This window comes from Enterobacter cloacae complex sp. HYC074_NIDB, assembly GCF_056673345.1.
Window position 1 is genome coordinate 4,482,318 of record NZ_CP114214.1, and the last position, 16,257, is coordinate 4,498,574.

The following is a 16,257-nucleotide window of genomic DNA, read 5'->3' on the forward strand; positions in this document are numbered from 1 at the left end:
ACTGAATGATGACAATTTTGTCACCTTCCAGGTTTCTCCTGAACAACGGGATTAATCCATTAACAGGCGCACTTTGAACACAATTTCACGCCCCTGCTGTTCTGCTGACAGCTCGCCGCCGTGAGCATGAATGATCGACCTTGTAATTGATAAGCCCAGCCCCGCGCCTTCCGTGTTGTAGAACCTTGATGAGTCTGCGCGATAGAACCGGTCAAACAAACGTTCCAGATTAGCGGGAACCTGGCCGGACATCGTATTCGTAATCATCACGTTCACACAGTCACTGTCACGCTCAAGGTGTATCGCTGTACAGGTGTTATCGGGAGAATACTTGATTGCATTGGAAAGCAGGTTACTGAAAGCACGTCGGAGCATATCGCTGTCTCCGGCAACAACGCCCTCTCCTTCAACCGTGATTGTCTTTCCTGTTTCGTCTGCCAGGGGCTCGAACAACTCACGTAATTCATTCAGTTCGGCTGCCAGATCCACATCATGTTTATCCAGCCGCAGCAGACCATGCTCTGAACGTGCCAGAAAAAGCATGTCACTGGTCATTCGTGACAACCTTTTCAGTTCTTCCAGGTTAGCGAATAAAATTTCGCGGTAATGCGAAACATCCCTTTCCTTAGCCAGTGCAAACTGCGTCTGCATCATCAGATTACTGACTGGTGTGCGCAGCTCATGCGCGATGTCAGACGAGAAATCTGACAGTTTCCGGAATGCCCCCTCCAGGCGATCAAACATATTATTGAACTCCTGCATGGTCTCAGAGATTTCCGGCGGAGCCAGATCGGGATTTAGACGCTGATCCAGGCTGTGTACGGTCATGGAGGAAGCCAGACTGGTCATTTCCCGTAGCGGTTTCAGACCAATACGTGTGGTCAGCCAGCCCAGAAAAACAGAAATAAAGACCAGACCGATATTGAACCAGAACAGCCAGGTACTGAGTTTGTCCATAAACAGGGTGTGATACCCAGTATCCGTGGCAACCGTAATGATGACATGTTTGCTTTTACCCTGTTCCGGCGTCACGGCAACCCGCCGCGAGATACTGCGGTACACGGTGTTATTTTCTTCCGTCTGGATCATATAGTCGAGAATATCACCCGACTTATTAAGCAGGACCGCTGGAACAACAGAATTTTTGGCATAGAGTTCAACAATTTTTTCATTTTCCATGTTTTTTATAGAAATGAATAAGCCATTGTGCCCCACCATCGCATCGTTTATTTTTTCTGATAATGACTTAATATCCGTTTTGTTCCTGAACGTCTCTGTTTTAAGAAACTCTTCGGTGAGCTGAAGTTTACCTGTCAGAAAATCGCGGTCCTGATTATCGAAATAGCCATTAAGGGTGCTAATCAGGATAAAACTTGATAACCACCATACCGTAAGCATCACCGCAGAAAAAATCAGGCTCAGGCGTGTGGTCAGGGAAATTTTGAACCTCACTCTTCTCTGATCTCCAGGACATATCCGGCACCGCGAACGGTATGGATCAGTTTTGGCTCAAAGTCATCATCAATTTTACTTCTCAGACGTCTCACGGCGACATCAATCACATTCGTATCACTGTCAAAATTCATGTTCCAGACCAGGGACGAGATAAGACTCCTGGGTAACACTTCTCCGGTGCGTTGCAGCAGCAACTCAAGCAGAACGTATTCTTTACCGGTGAGATGGATCTTCTTCCCCGAACGGATCACGGTTCGGCGCACCATATCAACGGTCATATCGGCGATGGTGCAGACTGTTGCGGCCTGCGAGCGTGCCCGGCGCAGTAGGGTTCTTACACGTGCAACCAGCTCCGTAAAATCAAAGGGCTTAATCAGGTAGTCATCTGCGCCAAGCTCCAGTCCTTTCACTTTGTCCCGCACGTTGTCCTTTGCGGTTAAAAACAGGACCGGTTCTTCGTGCCCGGACTCCCTCAGTGCGCTGATGATTTGCCACCCGTCGAGGAAAGGCAGCATCACGTCCAGTATTATCAAATCATACTGTCCCTTCGACGCGGCCCCGAGACCATCGCGGCCATTATTAAAGAGATCGGCCTGATAGCCTTCCTCAACCAGTCCCTGCTGCAGGTAACGACCTGTTTTTTGTTCGTCTTCAACGATTAAAATACGCTGCATGGTCAACTCGCTGATATGAAAGTAAAAATCTCACGCATGAGCTTTGGCTGTCCCCTAGCTGACCTGAGACGGAGCAAGCATTCCGAGCCACGCTACGGCGCCCAGAATGATAATCGCAACAACGAATTCTGTCAGGATGCTGTTTCGCATCAGGGCAACGCTGCGATCATAATTCCCTTCCCTGACCATAACTTCAAGCCGGGGACCCAGGTGAAACCGGTTTGCTGCAGCCAGAAGAAGCATCAGAACAAACAGAGCCGTCTTGGCAAGCAATATCCTCCCCCAGGAACTGTTGAATAAGGGAGTTAAGTTACCCTCAGCAATATACAGATAGTTGACCAGCGCACTCAGGATCAGGGCTACAACAATCACCGTTCCTGCCGTGGCAAATTTTGCCAGGGAGTCAGATATCACAATGACGCTCTGTGCATTATGCTCGTTTCTGCGCATCAGCAGGATAGCAAATGCAACCAGAGCACCTGTCCAGGCACCTGCAGCGCCGAGATGGGTCAGATCGCTCAGTAAATGGAGATAGTAATGCAGACCGTCATGCATAACGGCGTGTCCTCCCCAGGCAAGTGTAGCCAGCGCCACGCCCCCACTCATCGTCATCAGCAGGCAGGACAATACTCTCTTATTAGTGTAAAGGAACAAAGCACCGAGTGTGGTAAACAGGGCACAGAGCCTGACAATCCAGCTAATACCCACATCAGTTTCTTCTATCACCATCTCGATAACATGGATGGATAATTCTCTGAGGTCAGTTACTCCACTCATGGCATTAGATACCAGGAGCATATTAATGCCAGTAAGAATGATGCCTGTAACAACAGCAAAGGTTATAAACGACCTGAAATTAGTCAGGTTATAGGTTTCATGTCTGACACCGCTTATTCCATATATCTGAAAAAATGGCAATCCAAATATTACCATCAAATCCAGATAAAGAAGAAAACGAATAACAATCATAATCAGGTCGTTCATAATATTACTTCACTGTAAAGGTGTAATTACCGGTAATAGGGTGCGTATCTGAAGAAACCGCGCGCCAGTCAACACGATAAGTGCCAGCGGGTAAAGGCTCTCGCGGAATAATGACCATCGATTTAGGGTCAGCGCCTGGCGCCACTTTTGCCGCGACCGGCATCGGAGAATGTGATGACATGCCTTTCATACCCGTCATCGTTAATTTTGCACCTGAGAATTTCACGGTCAGATTTTCCGAGAAATTAAGCTGAATCTTTTCCGGGGCCGCTACGGCTGAATCAGCCTGTGGCACAGAGCTTTTTAATTCCGGATGGGCCATAGCAGAGAAAGCAACGCCCATAACGAGGCCACCTGTAAGAATGGCTTTATTTAAAATCGACATTTTATTTACCTGTTTAGTTGAGTGTTTTATATCAGTGCGTTAAAACCAGATTCTGGCTCCCGCCAGGAATACTACCTGATGGTCTTTCTCACCTTCTCTTTTCGCCATATCGGATGTTTTCCCGTAAAGTTGATTCCAGGAAACGCCTATATAGGGTGCAAACTCACGGCGTATTTCATAGCGCAGCCGGAGCCCCAGCTCTGTGTCAGTCAGTCCCCTGCCGCGACCCCGCGATTCATCATCCTGACTGTAGAAATTCACCTCATAGGATGGCTGGAGTATGAGCCGGTTAGTCAGTAAAACGTCGTATTCTCCTCCCAGACGAAGGGCTGCTTTTCCGCCATTACTGACAAAACCCGTAATTTCAGACTCAAAATTATAGAGTGCCAGCCCCTGAAAACCGACAGCAGCCCAGGTCCGGGCAGAAGCAGGTCTGAAATCCTGCCTGACACCCGCAACCAAATCCCACCATGGGCCAACCGCATGTCCCCAGAGTAACTGCGCTTCAGCCGCCTCCGTTTCCCCATTGCTTCGTTCACCTTCACTCTTTAGCCAAATCCGATCTGTGTCGCCTCCAATCCAGCTGTTAACACTCCAGCTGAAATTGTTGGTGTTATCCGACCGTTGCCATTCCAGTTGATCCAGCAGAACCAGATAATTAATCGCACTGTCGTGAATCGCATGCCCCTGTAAATTGCCGAATGCAGCCTTCCGGTCGGCATCGGTAACAGGCGGAATTGGCGTTCTGCTCTCAGTTACAATGGGCTCCATTGACGTCATCTCAGTGAAATTCTCATCTGCTGGCATCTGCATGGCAGACATGTCGTGCCCGGCGTGGGGATCTGCAGAGACGGAGCCCGCCGCAATAGAAAGCTGTGAGGTAAACAAACCGGCGACCAGAACAGGTATGGCCTTCAAATTTCTCTTCATTCGCATCATTCCTCCACCCGGACTTCACGAAACATTCCCATTTCCATGTGATAGAGCAAATGGCAGTGATACGCCCAGCGGCCAAGCGCATCTGCTGTCACTCTGTAACTGCGTTTTGTACCAGGGGGAACATCTATTGTGTGTTTACGAACCATGAAATTACCGTTTTCATCTTCCAGATCGCTCCACATACCATGCAGGTGAATGGGGTGAGTCATCATGGTATCGTTGATCAGCGTGATCCTGAGCCGCTCACCGTATTTCAGCAGCACCGGTGCGGCATCTGAAAACTTGATTCCGTTAAATGACCAGGCAAACTTTTCCATGTGGCCGGTTAAATGCAGTTCTATGGTACGGCCAGGTTCACGTCCGTCAGGATCCTCAAAGCGGCTTTTCAAATCCGCGTACGTGAGAACCTTTCTTCCGTTATTTCGAAGACCAATACCCGGATCATTTAATTTCGGAGAGACGCTCATCGCCTGCATATCAACCAGTGGGTTATCCGTTTCTGACGCAGGATGACTTTGCATACCCGGCATTCCGGCCATCCGGGAATGATCCATACCGGCCATGCTGCTGTGATCCATGGGCGCGGAGGATGTCCCGCTATCCGGAAGGTCAGCACCGTCCATAGACATCATCTCTCCGCTGTTATCCATGCCTCCCATCTGGCTGTGGTCCATTCTTGCCATATCATGTCCCATTCCCCCCATACCCATATCTTCCATGGTCAACAGAGGACGGGGATCGAGGGGGGGAACGGCAGCACTTAACCCCTCTCTCGTGGCCAGTGTCCCTCGAGCGTAACCGGTCCTGTCCATGGATTGTGCGAAGATGGTATAGGCCTCACCCTGAGGCTCCACAATGACATCATAGGTTTCGGCAACGGCAATCCTGAATTCGTCAACGGTAACCGGGTTTACATACTGGCCATCTGCAGCCACGACCGTCATTTTCAGCCCGGGGATACGGATATCGAAATAGGTCATTGCCGAGCCGTTGATAAACCGTAAGCGTATCTTTTCACCGGGACGGAACAGTCCGGTCCAGTTTTTCAGCGGGGCCTGCCCGTTCATGAGATAGGTGTAGGTGTAGCCACTGACATCCGCGAGGTCAGTCGGATTCATTTTCATTTCAGCCCACATTTTCCGATCGGCAATGGTGGCTGACAGCCCCCTGGTATTCACGTCGCGGAAAAAAGAGCCAACGGTTGGTTTATTGAAATTGTAGTAATCCGACTGTTTTTTTAATTTTTTCAGCAGGCTGTGAGGATTTTCATCGGTCCAGTCAGACAACATGACCACATGCTCACGATCGTAAGCAAACGGTTCTGGCTCCCTGGCATCGATGATAATGGCACCGTATACCCCCTCCTGTTCCTGCAGACCGGAATGGCTGTGGTACCAGTAAGTCCCGTTCTGCTTAACCTTAAAGGTGTAAACGTAGGTATCATCAGGCTCTATGCCCATAAAACTCAGCCCCGGAACACCATCCATATTGGCCGGAAGAATAATGCCGTGCCAGTGAATGGACGTCTGTTCATTAAGACGGTTTTTGACCTTCAGGGTAATGGTGTCACCTTCTTTCCAGCGAAGAACGGGCCCCGGCAGGCCTCCATTGATTGTTTTGGCCTGACGCTCACTGCCCGTGATATTGACGGCCGTTTCACCAATGGTCAGGTCAAACTGAGTACCCTGCAGGGATGCGGCAACTGGCAGGCTCAGACTGGAACGCGCATTGAAACTCCATACGCCAAGACTTCCGGCTACGCCAGAGAGGGTTAACCCCTTCAGGAAAGTTCGTCGAGACGTTTTCAACAGCATGCGCATTCCCTTATTTAAAGTATGGTTACTGACAGAATTCGAGAACCGATTTAAATTAAATTACTGGTTCATCCACTTACAATGAAATGAATCTAGCACACCTTAAGAAACAAATTCATTACAATCGTGTAATGTACATAGCTGTATTACATTTACGTCATCTTCCCCACAGGTTGATTATTTTTATATATGATCATAAGGACATCTTTTATGTACCTCAGAAGGTAATTACACATGAATATATTAATCACGGCCACTGCGTTTACAGCTTTATTTTGTGGGGCAGCTTTTGCTCAGTCCAGTGATATTGCCCATGAAGCACATCGATTTGTTAATAATGCCTCAGCCGTCAGTCATGTGAATTCCTCGACGCATGAAAACTTACCGGACAGGGTTAATAAAAACAACACGCCCTCATTCTCTGAAATGAATGAACATGAAAGGGCCATTGTTGCTCATTCATTTATGAACAACAGCGCGTCCTATGCACATCAGAAAATGATTGAGGAACATAAAAAAATGCTGTCCGACAGTGGTGCAAATTCAAAGACCTCCTCTTCTTCTTTTAACGAACTGAATGCCGGAGAGAAAGCCGCCCTCGTGCATGAGCAGGTCAATAATGCCGGTGCGGAAGCTCATCAGACACAGGCAAGAAAGCTTCGCGGCCTGTATTCCTCGAGGTAACTGCAGGCGGGTTAGTGCTTAGCAGGGCTTTACTGACGGGTTACGTAGCAGGACATGAGCCCCATATTGCTCTGCCGTAACCTGTTTCAGTCCCGTTAATCATCACCGTCAGGCTGGTCATACAGTTCCCAGATCTTCAGGAGCAAACGGGAAACAAGATATGTTACAAAAATGACGACCATCAACGGTGCTCCCGATTAACTGGCAGATGACACGCCTCCTGAAAACCCCTAGCATACGCCGCAGTGTTCATGCTAACGGCGAATTCCAGTAAATGTATTCTACCGATGTCGTAAAAGAAAATGCTTACCTTTCAGCCACCCGCTCGGGGCTGGAATCGAACGAGATCGCTATCCTTCAGCGCTCTTTGCCTTCCCGCTTTAATCTTCGGCATTTGAAAAAAAATGAATCATTAAAACTCGTACTGCAAAAGAAAGCGGGAAAATCACGTGTAGTGGCTTATAAATTTACGTCCGGCTCATTTAATTACACGGCGTATCGTATATCAGACAAAAAGTTCTATAATCTTTCCGATACTTCCGGGAAAGGCAGTCTCGATTATCCGTTACCAGCCACAGCAAGACTCAGTTCACCTTTCAATCCTGCAAGACTTAACCCGGTATCGGGAAAAGTGAGTCCCCATAATGGCATTGATTATTCCATGCCCATGAACACGAAAATAGTCAGCGTCATCGACGGAAAAATCACCCGGGCCGAATACAACAGTACCATGGGATATTTTGTTGAAGTAACGGGAAAAGCCGGTGTTAAAACTCGCTATCTCCACCTCAATAAAATACTCGTTACTAAAGGGGCCAGAGTTACCCGGGGAGGTGCTATTGCGTTATCCGGTAACAGCGGACGTTCATCCGGTCCTCATTTACATTACGAGCTGGTCATCAATAACAATCCTGTTAATTCACTGGCGTTCCGGGCATCGGCACCCGCTGATAACAAACTCGAACAGCATGCCTTTGCGCATGCCAGAGACTACGAACGATACCTGGACTGATAACGGGACCGCGACGCGGCCCCGTTTGCCGGATTAATTTTTTTTATTGTTTTCACTTCCGTGATGTTGGTGATCCCCATGCCCTCCGTGGCCGTGGAAAAGATGCATTAGCGGGCAGACCAGCAATAACAGATATGGCCAGTAACCTGCCACATGTGACCAGTGTTCTCGCAGGAGGGCAAATGCCGCGATCGCGGCGACAGCAATAAGCGCATAGGTGGTACTTTTCATACTGGACTCCTTCTGTTCATAACAGACCCTTCACTCAGTGTTATTTCCCGAGCCTGACACTTTTCAGACGCAACGCATTCACAATGACGCTGACGGAAGAAAGAGCCATGGCCGCCGCCGCAATAACTGGCGACAGCAGTATTCCATACACAGGATAAAGCAGGCCTGCAGCCACCGGCACACCAAGTGCGTTGTAGATAAATGCAAAAAACAGATTCTGTCGGATATTTTTCATGGTGATCTCTGACAGATGACGGGCCCTGTTCAGTATCATCAGGTCGCCTTTGAGAAGGGTGACTCCGGCACTTTCAATTGCCACATCTGTACCCGTTCCCATGGCTATTCCCACGTCAGCCGCTGCCAGCGCCGGGGCATCATTCACACCGTCTCCGGCCATCGCAACCACATGGCCAGACGCTTTCAGTCGGGTTATCACTGCTTTTTTGCCATCCGGCAGAATCCCGGCTTCAACCTCATCTATTCCCAGTTTCCGTGCGACTGCTTCAGCGGTAAGCTGGTTATCCCCGGTGAGCATAACGATGCGGATCCCCGCCTGACGCAACGCTTTAAGTGCATCCGGCGTGGTTGCTTTCACGGGATCCGAAATAGCTATCAGGCCTGCAAGGTCCCCGTCCGTGGCCACATAGATAACGGTAGCGCCTTCCATCCGCAACGTATCCGCAACGGCCTTTTGATTATCAACAACGATACTGTTTTCCTGCATAACCAGTTCATTACCAATAACAATCCGTTGACCTTCGACATCGCCTGTGACACCTTTACCCGACGGCGCATCGAAATGAGTGACTGCGGGTATTGCGATCCCCTTTTCCTGTGCTGCTCTGACGACTGCCATACCCAGCGGATGCTGCGAGCCTTTTTCCACTGCGGCCGTTACACGCAAAAGAGAGGCTTCCCCACCCGGACTGAGACTGATAATTCCTGTCACCGTAGGCGAACCTTCCGTGAGCGTGCCTGTTTTGTCGACAACCAGCGTGTCCACTTTTTCAAGACGCTCAAGGGCTTCGGCATTTTTGATTAACACCCCGGCCTGGGCTCCTTTGCCCACCCCCACCATTATCGACATCGGCGTGGCCAGCCCCAGCGCGCAGGGACAGGCAATAATCAGGACCGACACAGCCGCAATCAGACCGTGCGCCATCCTGGGCTCGGGCCCCCAGACAGACCAGATCACGAAAGCAACAACCGCGATAAGTATCACCAGAGGAACAAACCAGCCTGAAACGCTGTCAGCCATTCTCTGGATGGGGGCTCGCGAACGCTGTGCATCAGCGACCATCTGAACAATTCGTGAGAGCATCGTTTCATCACCGACTTTCTCTGCTCGGATGATAAGACTACCTGTCTGATTAATCGTCCCCCCAATGACAGGTTCACCCTCTTTTTTGGTAACCGGCATAGACTCCCCGGTCACCATCGATTCATCAACAGTTGTTTTGCCTTCGACCACGATACCGTCGACCGGAATACTCTCTCCAGGTCTGATGCGGAGCTTATCGCCAGGCAGGACATCTTCTGCATTAATATCCGTTTCATGACCGTCATGATCCAGCCGCCTGGCTGTTTTGGGGGCAAGGTTCAGAAGCGCAGTAATGGCACCTGAGGTTTGTTCCCGTGCCCGCAGTTCAAGAACCTGTCCCAGCAGAACAAGCACCGTAATTACTGCTGCGGCTTCAAAATAAACGGCCACCAGGCCATCCATGTTTCTGAACGATGCAGGAAACCAGGAGGGGAAGACGGTTGCAATGACGCTGTAAACCCAGGCTACGCCGGTCCCCATTGCAACAAGGGTAAACATATTCAGGGAGCGGTTACGCAACGACATTCCGGCCCGGGCGAAGAATGGCCAGCCGCAGTACAACACGACTGGAGAGGCCAGAAGCAGTTGCAGCCATGTGTTGTATTGTGGCGGTACTGTATTCCTCAAGGCGGGAAACAGATGAGATCCCATTTCGAGTATCAGAACCGGAAACGCCAGCAACAACCCCAGCCAGAAGCGTCTTGTCATGTCGCGAAGTTCATCACTCGGCCCCGTCGATGCCGTGGCTACGAGCGGTTCCAGTGCCATTCCACAGACAGGACAGCTTCCGGGACCACTGCGGCGTATCTCCGGGTGCATCGGACATGTCCACACACCTTCAGAAATATCTTTCTCCGCCTGATGGTGAGGCTGTTTTATCTGGTCTGGGCTGACTTCGTGGTGATCGTGGTGGTGGTGGGAATGTTCACTGGCATCTTCGGTAAGATAACGGTCGGGATGGGCTGTAAATTTACTCTCACAGCTGGCAGAGCAGAAATAAAGCTGATGGTCCTGGTATCGAATGCTGCTGTGCGCCTTGTCGGGCAGGAATGCCATCCCGCACACGGGATCTCTCACCTTATGCAATACGTGGCTCTCGTCCGGGGATAATGTCTGTTCAGAAGCAGTCTGGTTGTTGTGTTGCACTACATTGTCATTTTTCACAGTAACTCTCCTTATGCATGCCTGAAGCATTTTCTGTCTTCAGGGTATGTCATGGATGCGATTACCACGAATGTCGCCGGCACAGGAGTGCCTGCTGCCGACGTCCCGTTATCAGCCGTTCCGCTGACTATTCGATTCGCTGGAAGATCTTTTTACTGCCCTCCGGAGAGAATGCGATAACATCGTAAGCCTCTTTACGGGCCCCCATCTCCATTCCCGGGCTTCCCGCAGGCATACCGGGGGTGGCAAGGCCATAAATCCCTGAACCAGACTGCATTGCCTTATGTATCGTTGTGGCAGGCACATGACCTTCAATGATCAAATTACCAGTAACTGCGGTATGACAGCTTCTCAGCTCAGCAGGAACAGCATATTTTTCTTTCAGGGCTGACAGAGCCTGATCATTCATGACGTGGGTCCGTACCTCAAACCCGTCCTTTTCCATCGCCTTGCCCCACAGGGAACAGCAACCACAGTTTTCAGACTTGTACATGTCTATTACTTTTTCACCTGCCATTGCCGGAAGTGAAAGGCCAAAAGCCAGGGCCATTAAAATTATTTTTTTCATACTCACCTCTGTATGTTATCGATGTAAACCCTGACGTCAGGGTGAATTTATGCAAAAGGACACCCGCAGGGGTGTCCTTTCAGGGTTATGACACGCTCTTTTTATGTCTGCGCAGCCAGATGAGTTTATAGGCGGCAGGAATAATGAACAGGGACAGCAGCGGAGCTGTGATCATCCCGCCAATCATGGGGGCCGCAATACGGCTCATGACTTCTGAACCTGCGCCGGTTCCCCAGAGTATCGGCAGCAGACCCGCGATGATCACCGCCACGGTCATGGCTTTCGGCCGGACACGCAGCACGGCACCATGATAAAGGGCTTCATCAAGACCTTCCGGTGTGAACGTCTCTTTACGGGACAATTCCGGGTGCACTTCAATGGCATGACGCAGATACATCAGCATGACCACGCCAAACTCTGCTGCCACCCCGGCCAGGGCGATAAACCCGGTTCCGGTCGCCACTGACATATGGAAGCCCTGCCAGTACAGGAACCATATTCCGCCAACCAGGGCGAACGGCAGGCTCATCAGGATCAGCAGGGCTTCGTCAACCCGGCGGAATGCCAGATACAACAGGATGAAAATGATCATCACCGTCATCGGCACCATCAGCTTCAGTTTCTTGTTGGCATGCTCAAGCAGTTCAAACTGTCCGGAGAATGCCACACTGGTTCCCGGTCTCAGTTTCACTTTCTCGCTGATGGCCGTCTTAATGTCGTTAACCACCGACACCATGTCCCTGCCGCGGGCATCAACATAAATCCAGCTGGCTGGCCGGGCATTTTCGGTTTTCAGCATGGTTGGTCCAGAAACGACGTTAATATCCGCGACATCGCCCAGCGTGATCTGCTGCTTCATCGGGGTCAGGATCGGCATCTGTTTCAGCGCCTGCGGACTGTTCCGGTAATCCTGCGGGTAGCGAATGTTAATAGGGTACCGGGCCACCCCTTCAACTGTCTCACCCACCATAGCACCTCCGATTGCTGAAGAGACGAACAGCTGGACATCACCTACCGTCATCCCGTAGCGGGAGGCTTTCTCCCGGTTGATATCGATATCGATGTAGCGCCCGCCCTCAAGTCGCTCAGCCAGGACAGACACCACGCCAGGCACGGTTTTGGCTACCGCCTCGATACTCTGCGCCGTCGCGTCGATATCGGACAGAACAGTCCCGGACACTTTGATACCTATCGGGCTTTTGATCCCGGTTGAGAGCATATCAATACGGTTACGGATAGGCGGCACCCAGAGGTTTGCCAGACCCGGTAAACGGACTGTCCTGTCGAGTTCATCAATAATCTTGTCAATTGTCATGCCGGGACGCCACTGATCCTCAGGTTTGAGCTGGATCGTGGTTTCCACCATTTCGAGCGGCGCGGAATCCGTTGCGGTCTCTGCTTTACCGGTCTTGCCAAATACAGAAGCCACTTCAGGAACGCTTTTGATTAACTTGTCTGTTGTCTGCAGGAGCGCTGCAGCTTCTGCCGGAGAGACGCCAGGCAAGGTCGACGGCATATACAGCAGATCGCCCTCGTTAATCTTCGGCAGAAATTCACCGCCCACCTGACTCAGTGGCCAGATAACCGTGAAAATGGACAAGGCCGCAACCAGCAGGGTTGTTTTTGGCCAGTGGAGGACCCGCAGCAGCAAAGGATGATACGCTTTGATCAGCACCCGGTTCAGGGGGTTACTGGTCTCTGCAGGAATTTTCCCCCGGATCCAGAATCCCATCAGAATAGGAATGACGATGATGGCCAGTGCGGCCGCTCCCGCCATGGAGTACGTTTTCGTGAATGCCAGCGGGCCAAACAGACGACCTTCCTGCCCTTCCAGGGTAAAGATAGGAATAAAGGACAGGGTGATGATCAGCAGGCTAATGAACAACGCGGGTCCCACTTCCACGGAGGCGTCGGTAATCACCTTCCAGCGGGTGGTGTTGTCAATCTGCTCACCCGGATGCTGATGATCCCACTCCTCAAGCCGTTTGTGCGCATTTTCAATCATCACAATGGCGGCATCCACCATCGCACCGACGGCAATCGCTATCCCTCCCAGCGACATGATATTGGCGTTCAGTCCCTGGAAGTGCATGACGATAAAGGCGATACACAGGCCAAGCGGCAGAGAGATAATCGCCACCAGGGCAGAACGTACGTGCCACAGGAACAGAGCACAGACGATGGCCACCACGATAAACTCTTCCAGAAGTTTGGAACTGAGGTTATCAATCGCCCGGTCGATTAACTGGCTGCGATCGTAGGTGGTCACGATTTCAACGCCTTCCGGCAGGCTGGCCTTCAGCGTCTCCAGTTTATCCCTCACTGCCGTGATAACGTCGCGCGCATTTTTACCCGACCGCAGGATCACCACGCCGCCAGCGACTTCTCCCTGGCCGTTCAGCTCGGCAATACCACGCCTCATTTCGGGCCCGGTCTGCACGCGGGCAACATCCCGCAGATAAACCGGCACGCCGTTCTCACCTGTTTTCAGGACGATGTTATTAAAATCATCAATGCTCTGAAGATAACCGCTGGCACGGACCATATACTCCGCTTCGGCCATTTCAACGGATGAACCACCGGCCTCCTGGTTAGACGATTCAAGAGCCTGTTTCACTTCGGGCAGGCTGATCCCATACTGGGACAGTTTTACCGGATTGACCTGAATCTGGTACTGCTTCACCACGCCACCAACCGAGGCTACCTCAGCCACGTTCGGGATGGTCTTCAGTTCAAATTTCAGAAACCAGTCCTGCAAAGAACGCAGTTCTGAAAGGTCGTGTTTTCCGCTGCGATCGACCAGGGCATATTCAAATATCCAGCCCACTCCCGTGGCGTCCGGACCGATTTCAGAGCTCACACCCGCAGGCAGTTTGCCCTGAACCTGATTCAGGTATTCCAGCACGCGCGAACGGGCCCAGTACAGATCGGTCCCGTCTTCAAAAATGACATACACATACGAATCACCGAACTGTGAAAAGCCACGCACGGTTTTTGCGCCAGGTACGGACAGCATGGTGGTGGTAAGCGGATAGGTGACCTGGTTTTCTACAATCTGCGGAGCCTGTCCGGGATAGCTGGTTTTAATAATGACCTGCACATCTGACAGGTCAGGCAGCGCATCGACCGGCGTGTTAATTATCGTCCATGTGCCCCAGATGCTGAGAAACAGTGCGCCCATCATGACCAGGAAACGGTTGGCGACAGAGCGCCGGATAATCCATTCAATCATCGTCGTCTCCTCAGTGCCCTGAATGCATATTTACAGGCTGCTCAGACATTGCTGGCATACTGTTTTCTGTTTTTTCAGGGTGGCGCATACGTTCCAGCGCGCCCGTAATATTGGCTTCGGAGTCAATGAGGAACAGGCCACTGACCACCACGGTATCGCCTTCATTAAGACCGGAGCCAATGCCGGACTGTTGCTGTGATTCATGCAGAACGTGGATCTGTTTCGGCACAAACTTGCCTTCATCATCAACAGTAATCACGCGCTGTTCTTTGCCGGTATCGATAACGGCCTGGCTTGGTATCAGCAGCATCTCCTGACTTTGGGTATTCAGTTTGAGATAGGCATTCATGCCCGGCTTGAGAAACTCATCCTTGTTAGTAACCTGGAGGCGGACCTGAAGCGTGCGGGTTGTCTGATCCACGCTGGGAAGAATGTTCCATTTTTCGACATGGAATGTTTTATCCGGATAAGCCGGTACCGAAATTTCAAACTGCGACGTATCTTTCAGCAGATAGGCGATAGATTCTGGCACTGCAGCGCTGATCCAGACCGGGTCCATCCCCTGAATCTGAGCCACCACCTTATCTTTGGAAATATTCATGCCGGTGCGCAGGTCAAATGCAGTAATGACACCATCAATAGGTGCTTTAATGGTAAAACGGGTCTGGATTGTGCGGGTTGAACGCAGCCTTTGAATATCCTCTTCCGGCATACCAGCCAGACGAAGTCGCTCCAGAACCCCTTTTATCTGGGTTGGCGTACCGCCTGTACCGGATAACAGCAGAAACTCACTTTGTGCCTCAACCCATTCAGGAATGGTGATATCGATAAGCGGAGTGCCTTTCTTCACATGATCGCCAATCGTCAGGGGATACACTTTTTCGACGAAACCGTCAGAACGCGCCTGCACAATGACAAACTGATATTCGTTGTAACTGACATTAGCCGGGATTGTCTGAGAATAATTCAGCATTCCTCGCGTGACTTTTTGCGTTTTTAATCCCAGATTCTGAACCTGAGTTGGATCGATACGGATCCCGCCACTGCTTTTATCGCCACTTTCATCAGCATATTTCGGCACAAGGTCCATATCCATAAAAGGCGATTTTCCGGGTTTATCAAATTTGGTATCCGGTTTCATAGGGTCATACCAGAAAAGTACCTTTTTCTCCGGTGCCTTTTGTTCTGCTGGTACTGTTTTTTGTGATGAGTTTAAATACTGCCAGGCAGTAACCGATATCAGCCCCCCTGCTATGAGGCTGCTGATAATTATTGCAGCATATTTTATCTTTAAAGAAGCCATACAATTTCTCGCTGAAAAATCAAAACACCTGGCATATGCGCACGATTATTCATTCACAGTAATCCCATAATGAATGTTCAGGCGCACTGGATGTATTCGCTCCGGACTGTTAATCAGGATTGCGTAACGTTAATGCTTTTGAGTAAGGAGATATTGCCCTGCTGAATAAACGAGAAATCGACATGGTTGCCGGTTTTCAGGGCATTGATAGCGTCGTCTGCATTAACAAAAGTGAAGCGCATGGTCATTGCAGGCCAGCCCACCGCCGGGATTGCTTCGTGCGAAATGGTAATCTTTTTACTATTCATATCAATGTCTTTAACGATACCGGTGCCCTTGATAACCTGCTGTACCGAAGCATCACTGGCAGCATTCATATCGCCATGCTGATGTGTTTCAGCATGAAGACCGGCAGAAAACATGACAGAGAAGGCACCAAATAAAACGGCTTTAAGTGAATTACGCATTTTAATTTCCTGATTAATTGAATA

Annotated in this window: 14 protein-coding genes; 2 read left to right on the plus strand and 12 right to left on the minus strand. The window is 50.5% G+C overall.

Going from position 1 to position 16,257, the window contains the following annotated elements:
- Positions 1-51 precede the first annotated feature (51 nt).
- Genes pcoS through pcoA form a run of 6 tightly spaced genes read right to left on the minus strand, consistent with a single transcriptional unit; the run spans position 52 to position 6,251 of the window.
- Complete coding sequence (pcoS, locus tag O1724_RS21855) at positions 52-1,452, minus strand: copper resistance membrane spanning protein PcoS (RefSeq protein WP_001211180.1); 1,401 nt, start codon at positions 1,450-1,452, stop codon at positions 52-54.
- A complete protein-coding gene (gene pcoR, locus O1724_RS21860; protein WP_001188930.1) occupies positions 1,449-2,129 on the minus strand; it encodes a copper response regulator transcription factor PcoR in 681 nt (226 codons plus the stop codon). The genes pcoS and pcoR overlap by 4 nt, the downstream gene beginning before the upstream one ends.
- Before the next feature lie 54 nt (positions 2,130-2,183).
- On the minus strand, positions 2,184-3,062 hold the full coding sequence (pcoD, locus tag O1724_RS21865; RefSeq protein WP_229692861.1) for a copper resistance inner membrane protein PcoD: 879 nt from the start codon (positions 3,060-3,062) through the stop codon (positions 2,184-2,186).
- Between the two features lie 55 nt (positions 3,063-3,117).
- Positions 3,118-3,498, minus strand: a complete 381-nt coding sequence (gene pcoC, locus O1724_RS21870; RefSeq protein WP_000025662.1) for a copper resistance system metallochaperone PcoC — start codon at positions 3,496-3,498, stop codon at positions 3,118-3,120.
- Between the two features lie 39 nt (positions 3,499-3,537).
- Positions 3,538-4,428 (minus strand): copper resistance outer membrane transporter PcoB, encoded by an 891-nt coding sequence (pcoB, locus tag O1724_RS21875; RefSeq protein WP_001378118.1) that lies wholly within the window; start codon positions 4,426-4,428, stop codon positions 3,538-3,540.
- A gap of 5 nt (positions 4,429-4,433) precedes the next feature.
- Positions 4,434-6,251, minus strand: coding sequence for a multicopper oxidase PcoA (gene pcoA / locus O1724_RS21880; RefSeq protein WP_000925243.1), 1,818 nt, complete (start codon positions 6,249-6,251; stop codon positions 4,434-4,436).
- A gap of 234 nt (positions 6,252-6,485) precedes the next feature.
- Between pcoA and O1724_RS21885 the strand changes: the two genes are divergently transcribed.
- Complete coding sequence (locus O1724_RS21885; protein WP_001023231.1) at positions 6,486-6,935, plus strand: hypothetical protein; 450 nt, start codon at positions 6,486-6,488, stop codon at positions 6,933-6,935.
- Positions 6,936-7,209: 274 nt separating this feature from the next.
- Entirely contained in the window at positions 7,210-7,947 is a 738-nt protein-coding gene (locus O1724_RS21890; RefSeq protein WP_000287499.1) for a peptidoglycan DD-metalloendopeptidase family protein, read from the plus strand.
- Positions 7,948-7,980: 33 nt separating this feature from the next.
- On the opposite strand, the gene O1724_RS21895 is transcribed toward O1724_RS21890, so the two are convergent.
- The 6 genes from O1724_RS21895 to O1724_RS21920 all read right to left on the minus strand — a co-directional run bounded on the left by O1724_RS21895 (position 7,981) and on the right by O1724_RS21920 (position 16,233).
- Positions 7,981-8,178, minus strand: coding sequence for a DUF2933 domain-containing protein (locus tag O1724_RS21895; protein ID WP_000843496.1), 198 nt, complete (start codon positions 8,176-8,178; stop codon positions 7,981-7,983).
- Positions 8,179-8,218: 40 nt separating this feature from the next.
- Entirely contained in the window at positions 8,219-10,693 is a 2,475-nt protein-coding gene (gene silP / locus O1724_RS21900) for an Ag(+)-translocating P-type ATPase SilP (RefSeq protein ID WP_139158036.1), read from the minus strand.
- A gap of 97 nt (positions 10,694-10,790) precedes the next feature.
- Complete coding sequence (locus O1724_RS21905) at positions 10,791-11,231, minus strand: DUF411 domain-containing protein (protein WP_000720618.1); 441 nt, start codon at positions 11,229-11,231, stop codon at positions 10,791-10,793.
- An 85-nt stretch (positions 11,232-11,316) separates the two neighbouring features.
- Entirely contained in the window at positions 11,317-14,463 is a 3,147-nt protein-coding gene (silA, locus tag O1724_RS21910; protein WP_016246646.1) for a Cu(+)/Ag(+) efflux RND transporter permease subunit SilA, read from the minus strand.
- A 10-nt stretch (positions 14,464-14,473) separates the two neighbouring features.
- Positions 14,474-15,766 (minus strand): Cu(+)/Ag(+) efflux RND transporter periplasmic adaptor subunit SilB, encoded by a 1,293-nt coding sequence (gene silB / locus O1724_RS21915; protein WP_001446341.1) that lies wholly within the window; start codon positions 15,764-15,766, stop codon positions 14,474-14,476.
- Between the two features lie 113 nt (positions 15,767-15,879).
- Positions 15,880-16,233, minus strand: a complete 354-nt coding sequence (locus O1724_RS21920) for a Cu(+)/Ag(+) efflux RND transporter periplasmic metallochaperone SilF (protein WP_001246152.1) — start codon at positions 16,231-16,233, stop codon at positions 15,880-15,882.
- Between the last annotated feature and the right edge of the window lie 24 nt (positions 16,234-16,257).